Source organism: Clostridium sp. (genome assembly GCF_051654825.1).
Taxonomy (GTDB): Bacteria; Bacillota; Clostridia; order Clostridiales; family Clostridiaceae; genus Clostridium.
In genome coordinates, this window is the sequence record NZ_JBOFYU010000289.1 from 1 (window position 1) to 7,682 (window position 7,682).

General features: G+C 26.4%; 9 protein-coding genes. 4 read left to right on the forward strand and 5 right to left on the reverse strand.

The features are described 5' to 3' along the window. Positions 1-231 precede the first annotated feature (231 nt). The gene (locus ACRDBA_RS17430; RefSeq protein WP_438574204.1) at positions 232-426 is read right to left on the reverse strand and encodes a hypothetical protein; all 195 of its coding nucleotides are present in this window, start codon (positions 424-426) and stop codon (positions 232-234) included. Positions 427-609: 183 nt separating this feature from the next. Between ACRDBA_RS17430 and ACRDBA_RS17435 the strand changes: the two genes are divergently transcribed. Next, positions 610-1,803 (forward strand): dicarboxylate/amino acid:cation symporter, encoded by a 1,194-nt coding sequence (locus tag ACRDBA_RS17435; RefSeq protein ID WP_438574205.1) that lies wholly within the window; start codon positions 610-612, stop codon positions 1,801-1,803. 65 nt (positions 1,804-1,868) lie between these two features. Beyond that, entirely contained in the window at positions 1,869-2,021 is a 153-nt protein-coding gene (locus ACRDBA_RS17440) for a hypothetical protein (protein WP_438574206.1), read from the forward strand. 35 nt (positions 2,022-2,056) lie between these two features. Here the strand turns inward: ACRDBA_RS17440 and ACRDBA_RS17445 are convergent, their stop codons facing one another. The 3 genes from ACRDBA_RS17445 to ACRDBA_RS17455 form a co-directional block, all read right to left on the reverse strand. Then, complete coding sequence (locus ACRDBA_RS17445) at positions 2,057-2,254, reverse strand: hypothetical protein (protein WP_438574207.1); 198 nt, start codon at positions 2,252-2,254, stop codon at positions 2,057-2,059. A gap of 140 nt (positions 2,255-2,394) precedes the next feature. Then, entirely contained in the window at positions 2,395-3,285 is an 891-nt protein-coding gene (locus tag ACRDBA_RS17450) for a ComEC/Rec2 family competence protein (protein WP_438574211.1), read from the reverse strand. 183 nt (positions 3,286-3,468) lie between these two features. Continuing rightward, a complete protein-coding gene (locus ACRDBA_RS17455) occupies positions 3,469-4,653 on the reverse strand; it encodes a pentapeptide repeat-containing protein (protein WP_438574208.1) in 1,185 nt (394 codons plus the stop codon). 134 nt (positions 4,654-4,787) lie between these two features. Here ACRDBA_RS17455 and ACRDBA_RS17460 point away from each other — a divergent pair, with 134 nt between their 5' ends. Then, positions 4,788-5,666, forward strand: coding sequence for a DMT family transporter (locus ACRDBA_RS17460; RefSeq protein ID WP_438574212.1), 879 nt, complete (start codon positions 4,788-4,790; stop codon positions 5,664-5,666). 122 nt (positions 5,667-5,788) lie between these two features. On the opposite strand, the gene ACRDBA_RS17465 is transcribed toward ACRDBA_RS17460, so the two are convergent. After that, on the reverse strand, positions 5,789-6,994 hold the full coding sequence (locus tag ACRDBA_RS17465; protein WP_438574209.1) for an NAD(P)/FAD-dependent oxidoreductase: 1,206 nt from the start codon (positions 6,992-6,994) through the stop codon (positions 5,789-5,791). Positions 6,995-7,180: 186 nt separating this feature from the next. On the opposite strand from ACRDBA_RS17465, the gene ACRDBA_RS17470 reads away from it, so the two are divergent. After that, positions 7,181-7,682, forward strand: a 502-nt coding sequence (locus tag ACRDBA_RS17470; RefSeq protein WP_438574210.1) for an exonuclease domain-containing protein, incomplete at its 3' end; no start/stop codon positions are given.

Sequence of the window (7,682 nt, forward strand, 5' to 3'; positions counted from 1 at the left end):
AGAAGTAGGTATATATTCATAATTCTTAATGGAGTTAATACTATCAATTCCTAACTCTATCCTTCCATTCACAATTAACATACTCCTTTGTAATATAGTAAACCTATTTATACTTCATATTAATATTATTCATTTGAAATTTATATTGTTACAAATAATAATCTTATATGTAATTAACTTATATAAGAAAAAACCAACACATAACATCTAAGTGATATGTGTTGGTTTCTATTACTTATATAAATTATCTTCAATAATTTTATTAGCTAAAAGTCCTATGTTTACTTCTCTAATATCCATATAAACATCAATTATTCTATCTACTAAGGTAACTTCAACATATTCTACCTTTTCACCATTTTCATCAACATAACTTATAATATCATAAGTTATTATTTCTTCTTTAAGCTTCTTTTTGTTTATCATTTTATTAGCCTCCAATGTTTTACTAATTAACATTATATATTATTTTAAATATATAGTCATTATTCAATAAAATATTTACTAATTTTCAAATTTTAAATTGACAATTTTTCTCACAGGATGTATTATGTATTTAAATCAAATACACTTGTATTTCATACAAGGTCATTAAAAAGGGGGATTTTTATGAAAAAGGGGTCATTAATCTTTAAAATTATACTTGCACTTATTTTAGGAGTTACTATAGGATTAGTTTGTAAATCTATAGAATTTATTTTTCCAATTAGAATTTTAGCTACTTTTAGCGGGTTATTTTCAAACTTTTTATCCTTTGTAATACCATTAATAATAATTGGTTTTATCGTTCCTGGGATAGCTTCACTTGGTGATAAATCTGGAAAAGGATTATTAATTACAACTATAATTGCTTATATTTCTACTTTAGCTGCTGGTGTAGCTGCTTACTTAGTAGGAAGCACTATTCTTCCTTCCTTTATATCAACATCATTAAAACTTGATAGTAGCTCCATTGATATAGCATCTTATGTTTCAATTGATATACCTCCTATAATGGGTGTAATGTCAGCTTTAGTATTTGCATTTGTTATGGGGATTGGATTATCTAAGGTAAAAAATAGTTCTTTACTTAAAGTTTTTAATGAATTTAATGAAATAATATTACTAATAGTTTCTAAGGTACTTATTCCATTAGTTCCTATCTATATCGGATGTATCTTTGCTAAATTAAGCTATAGTGGTGAAATATTTTCAACTTTAAAGAACTTTGCTATAGTTTATCTAGTATTATTCGCTCTTCAGCTTGTATATATTGTTATTCAATACTGCATAGCCGGAAGTATTAAAAAAGAAAATCCATTTAAATTAATTAAAACTATGCTTCCTGCATACTTTACTGCAGTAGGGACACAATCTTCAGCTGCAACTATACCTGTTACACTTCAATGTGTAAAAAACAATAATGTAAGTGAAGAAGTTAGTGAATTTGTAGTTCCTCTTGGGGCAACTATACATTTAGCTGGTGATACAATTACTCTTGTATTAACATCTATGGCTGTTATGTATATGAATGGAACTACACCAACATTTAATGTAATTCTACCATTTATATTTATGCTTGGAATTACAATGGTTGCAGCACCTGGTGTACCTGGTGGTGGTGTAATGGCAGCCTTAGGACTTCTTGAATCTATGCTTGGCTTTGGTGGCTTAGAAAAACCATTAATGATAGCTTTACATGCTGCTCAAGATAGCTTTGGTACTGCTACAAATGTAACAGGTGATGGTGCAATTGCTATAATAGTTGATTATTTTATAAATAAAAAAGTTAAATATAAAGAATCTAAGGAATTAGCATCTTAAATATATTTTATTATTTGCATAATGAATTTTTCAAAGGAAATAATATTTAAAAAGGAGGTTTTTATATGAAAGAAGAAAAAAATAAATCTAATAAAAATCTTACAGTAACTCATGAATTAGTTTCTGATTGTAATAAAACTTATGTTAGTGAGGTACAAACTTTTAAAGTTCCTGAAGATTACGAAGATGCTTTTAAAAAGTATTACCCAAAAGAATAAAAAAATGGTTGAGATTTTATCTCAACCATTTTTTATTATATATTTATATCTACATATTCTATTTCTTTTAATCTGTTTTTAATTCTAAAAAATTCTGTTTCTACTCTATCAATTTTCTTTTCGTAAATTTCTCTTTCTGATACATCATCTATCTTTTCTAGTTTACTGCATAATTCACTTATCTCATCTGCTAATCTTATAAACTCCATAGCCTTATCATAACAATTTTTCATAAATAACACCTCCATTTTTTATGTGTAAATAATGAATTTTACATTTATCTACTTTATAACTATATGCTAGAAGTGTTAAATGTGTTATTATGTTAAATGTTTTCATGTAAATTTTACTTTAAATTTGTAATTTAAACATTTTATTTTTCAGTTTTTATAGAAATATTTTTCCCATCTGAAGTTAATGTTATTTGTCCCTGCTTGTCTGTTCTATATGACTCAATCCCATATGTCGAAATCTTTTGTAGAGTTTCTCTATGAGGATGTCCATACTTGTTGTCTATTCCACAGCTTATTATTCCATATTCAGGAGCTACGGACTTTACAAATTCATCTGTTGATGAAGTGCTTGATCCATGATGACCAAACTTTAATACTTCAGCCTTTAAATTATTAGGATACTTTGCAACTACCTCTTGCTCTGCATGTGATTCAGCATCACCTGTAAATATTAAATCAGTTTCACCAAAGGTTAATTTCATAATAGGCGAATAATCATTAAACTCTTCATAAGACTCATACATTGGAGAATAAACTTCTATTCCAGCTCCATCTCCTAAGTCAAATGACATTCCCTCTTTTATAGTTTTTATTTTTATTCCTTCTTTAGCTACCGCATTTACCATGTTTTCAAATGTTTTTGTAGTATGAGTAGTTTTAGGCATATAAAACTCTTTTACTTCATATCTATCAAATACCTTAACCATACCACCAATGTGATCTTCATGAGGATGAGTAGCTATAACCATTTCAAAATCATCTATATTTTTTTCTTCTAATTGTTCCATTAATCTATCTGCATCACTTCTTGGACCTGCATCTATTAATATATCAAAATCATTAACTCTTATATATGCAGCATCACCTTGTCCTACATCTAAATATGATACCTCTAAGTTACCTGTTGCATTTCCTTTAATACTAGCAAATTTATTATCACTAGTATTTGTAAAATACATTCCTAATGCTATTACTCCAAATACAACTATTGTAATTATTTGACCTGCTTTATTTCCCTTATTTTTTTTCATACTTTTTTTAAAGGCTTTCTTTAGTTCATTATTTTTATTCATTTTTCTTCCCCCTTACAAACATACATTCTTATAATAATATAATTTTTATATTTTAGCAATAAAATATACTCTTGATTCTTTATCTGCAACTTACAAAAGAGAATATCCATTATTTTCAGATACTCTCTTTTTAGATTTATTTTATCTTACTATTTTCTTTACTAATGCTCCTATTCCTACCCCCATCATTATTACTCCAGTTACCATTTCTAAATTTGATACCATATATGCTGCTTCTATAGGCTGTGCATTATTAAAGCCAACACCTGCAAACATTCCTACACTTAAATTAATCGATTCATTTATATCCCTTAAGATATTTTTATTCTTTAGGCTTGTATTTAATCCATATCTTATTATTTCATTATCTATTTCTATTCCTATAATCAAATAAATTAAACTAAAAATTAATATTATACCTATAGACGCATATATAGCAAAGCTTGCTCTTTCCCCATATCCGCAAGTAATCCAATTTATGTATGAACCTATTTTAGGTAATATTTTCACTGTTTTTCTTTCTGTTATCTTGCATAAATAATAATACTCCCCAAAATTATTATTAAGCTGATTTTCTTTAAATTTATTTGCTATAGTTTCATATACCTTATATATTCCCTCATACTCATCCTTATCTTTTTCCCTTAATTGGATTTTATCAAAAAAACTTTTTTCATCCAACTTACTTTTATCCTTATCTGTAAACTCCAAATCTACGATATAACTACTTAATACCTTTATACCACTTAAATCTGCATCCTGAATATTAACCTTATTTAATTCGCATTTATTTATAATAATATTGCTTGCATCAGTTAATTCAATAGAAGTACTATATAAAATTGAGTTTTCAAAAATAGCATACGATAAATTGCAGCAATAAAATTTTACATATAAGCTACAATCAATAAAATCACAAGAATAATTATCCTTATTATTTAAATTTGGCTTAGTATCGCTTTCTTCCTTAATAAAAATACAGTTTTCAAAAACTACTCCACCTTCTTGAAACTTACATTGAATAAATTTGCAACCTATAAATTTGCAGTTTTTAAATGTAATATTCTTAAAGGTACAATTATTAAATGTTGCACAAATTATATCCTTATCCTTTATTTCTTTAAAATCTTCTTGTAGCTTTATTTTATTATCTCCCCAATGCTTATCTTCAAAGGCTTTATAGCTAAACTCCTTATCTGGAATGTATTCAGATGATAAACTTTCTCCCCCTATCATTTCATTATATATTTTTTCATTATTTTTTCTTCTATTTCCTAATTGCTTAAGTGATTTAACCTTTTCTTCTTTAAAATTAATATATGCCATATAAATCCCTCTTTTTTTTAATGATTATATATTATTTACAAAGTTTTAATTTTTATGTATAGCTAATAATTTAAAATATATTTTTTTGAATTTTATAGTATAATAACTTATATAAAATTTAGGAGTTGATTAAAATTAAAACAATTAATTTAAGTAATAGAAGTAAGGGAATAGCCTTTATTATATTTTCTGCTTTTGGATTTGCAATGATGTCTGCCTTTGTAAAATTATCAGGGGACTTACCTTCTTTTCAAAAGACATTTTTTAGAAACCTTATTTCTTGTATGGTTGCACTTTTTATTATTTTAAAAAATAGGGAAAGCTTCTTTGGTAAAAGAGAAAATCAAGGAACTTTAATATTACGTTCTATATTTGGAACTTTAGGTATTGTACTTAATTATTATTCTATAGATAAGCTAATTTTATCTGATGCAAATATGTTAAATAAGCTTAGCCCATTTTTTGTAATAATTTTTTCTGCCTTAGTTCTTAAAGAAAAAATAAACTTTAAGCAAGCTGTAGCTGTTATTATTGCTTTTTTAGGTGCCTTATTTATAATAAAACCTAGTTTTACAATAGATATAATTCCTTATGTAGCTGGTATTATAGGAGCTGTTGCAGCCGCTGCTGCCTACACATGCTTAAGAGCCTTAGGCGGTAAAGAAAAACCTTCAACTATAGTTTTTTATTTTTCTTTATTTTCTACAGTAGTAATATTTCCTTTAATGCTTATAACTTATGAGCCTATGAGCTTACTTCAACTTACTTACTTAATTTTAGCTGGGGTATTTGCAAGCATAGGACAATTTGGTATAACCCTTGCATATAAGTATGCTCCTGCTAAGGAAATATCTATATTTGATTATTCAAATATTATTTTCTCTGCAATAATTAGCATAATAATATTTAATGTAGTTCCAGATAAATTTAGTGTTATTGGCTATATAATTATATTCTCCGCTTCTTTATATATTTTCTTATATAATAAGAAGCTAGATAAACAAATAAAATAATTTTCAATAAAAATAGGCTGTACTTAAATAGATTTACAAATATAAATATTGTGCTTAAATTTAAAATACACTATCTATATATGTTTTATCTATTGATACAGCCTAATTTTATAATATGTTTTTTAATAATCAGATCCCGCTAAATATCCAGTTGAAAAAGCTATTTGAAGATTATATCCACCAGTTTCGGCATCTACATCCATAACCTCTCCTGCAAAGTATAAATTCTTAATTAACTTTGATTCCATTGTTGAAGCATTTATTTCTTTAACATTTACTCCACCACTTGTAACCATTGCTGCCTTTATAGTAATAGTTTCTCTAACTGTAAGTTTCATTTCCTTTATATATTCTATAATTTTATTTTCATCTTCCTTTTTAAGATCTGTAGCCTTTGTTTCTATAAGATTTAATAAGCTTAATATTTCCTTTAAGAAGTTTTGAGGTAATGTTCCCTTTAAGTTATTTAAAACTGTTTTAGTAGGATTACTTCTAATTATTTTAGATAACTCATCTTTAGACACATCTTGTAATAAATCTAATGTAATTTCAATTTCACCTTTTTCAAGTTCCTTATTTATATAAGATGAAAATTTAAGTACTCCTGGTCCTGATATTCCAAAGTGAGTAAATATCATATCTCCCATTCTCTCTATTTTCTTCTTTTTTATTTTTGTCCCTATAAGAACATTTTTAATGGCAACACCTTGAAGGTTTTTTACAAAGGCTTCCTTTGTAACTAATGGTATTAAAGCTGGGTATAATGGCTTAATAGTATGCCCATGCTTTTCTAAAATATCAAACATACTTCCATCAGATCCTGTTGTAGGATAGCTTTTTCCCCCAGTTGTAATAATAACCTTATCGGAAAGTATTTTTTTACCTGAAGTTAATATTACTCCTTTAATTTCATCTTCTTCAATTATTAATTCTTCTACAGATGAATTATACATTATATCAACGTTTCTATTAATAAGATCTCTTCTTAATAGCTCTATTACTTCCTCAGCCTTATCACTTTTGGTATATACCTTTTCATCATACTCAACCTTATATTCTAGATTATTTTCTGAAAAATAACTTAATAAATCATAGTTACTAAAAGTATATAAAGCACTATATAAAAACTTTTTATTATTAATTATTTTTTCAAAAAACTCTTCTATACTTCTATTATTAGTAATATTACATCTTCCGCCACCAGTAAGCTTAAGCTTTTTTCCTATTTCTCCATTTCTTTCTATTAATGTTACCTTATTATTTTCTGCTGCCTTTAAAGCTGCCATAATTCCAGCTGGACCTGCTCCAACTACTATTACCTTCTTCATATAAATACTTCTCCTTAGTGATTCATTTAATTATCATTATTATACCCTATTCCTCTAAGTTTTTAATAATCTTTTTTTATATATTATGATTACATAATTGTAATTTTGTAAATCCTATAGTAATCTTAAAGAATATCTTAATTTTTTATATTAATAATACTCTACATAATAACATAGGTGATAAAAATGAATTATATTATATTTGACTTAGAGTTTAACCAATTACATCCAGATCATAAAGAAAATAAAACTGATGAAAACATTAAACTGCCCTTTGAGATTATTCAAATTGGTGCATTTAAAATGAATGAAAATTTTAAGGTTGTTTCAACCTTTAATGCTTTAATAAAACCCGAATTATATAAGGTTATACATCCTTATGTTCAAGATTTAACTAAGCTATCAGAAGAAGATTTAATTAAATGCAAAAGTTTCCCAAGTGTATATAAGGATTTTCTTAGCTTCCTAGGAAAATCTCCTTGTGTATTTTGTGTTTGGGGAAAATCTGATATAAAAGAGCTAATAAGAAACATAAAGTTTTATAATCTAGATTTCTCATCTCTTCCAACAAAATATATCGATATCCAAAGCCATGCATCTAAGCATTTTAAAATGCAAAAAGGTATGAAAATAGGTTTAAAAACTGCTGTTGAGCAATTAGGACTTGAAATTAAGAGTGATTTTCATG

Excerpts from the sequence above, each read along its gene's own strand:
- ACRDBA_RS17430 (WP_438574204.1), bottom strand. The coding sequence starts at position 426 with ATGATAAACAAAAAGAAGCTTAAAGAAGAAATAATAACTTATGATATT.
- ACRDBA_RS17435 (WP_438574205.1), top strand. The coding sequence starts at position 610 with ATGAAAAAGGGGTCATTAATCTTTAAAATTATACTTGCACTTATTTTA.
- ACRDBA_RS17440 (WP_438574206.1), top strand. The coding sequence starts at position 1,869 with ATGAAAGAAGAAAAAAATAAATCTAATAAAAATCTTACAGTAACTCAT.
- ACRDBA_RS17445 (WP_438574207.1), bottom strand. The coding sequence starts at position 2,254 with ATGAAAAATTGTTATGATAAGGCTATGGAGTTTATAAGATTAGCAGAT.
- ACRDBA_RS17450 (WP_438574211.1), bottom strand. The coding sequence starts at position 3,285 with ATGAAAAAAAATAAGGGAAATAAAGCAGGTCAAATAATTACAATAGTT.
- ACRDBA_RS17455 (WP_438574208.1), bottom strand. The coding sequence starts at position 4,653 with ATGGCATATATTAATTTTAAAGAAGAAAAGGTTAAATCACTTAAGCAA.
- ACRDBA_RS17465 (WP_438574209.1), bottom strand. The coding sequence starts at position 6,994 with ATGAAGAAGGTAATAGTAGTTGGAGCAGGTCCAGCTGGAATTATGGCA.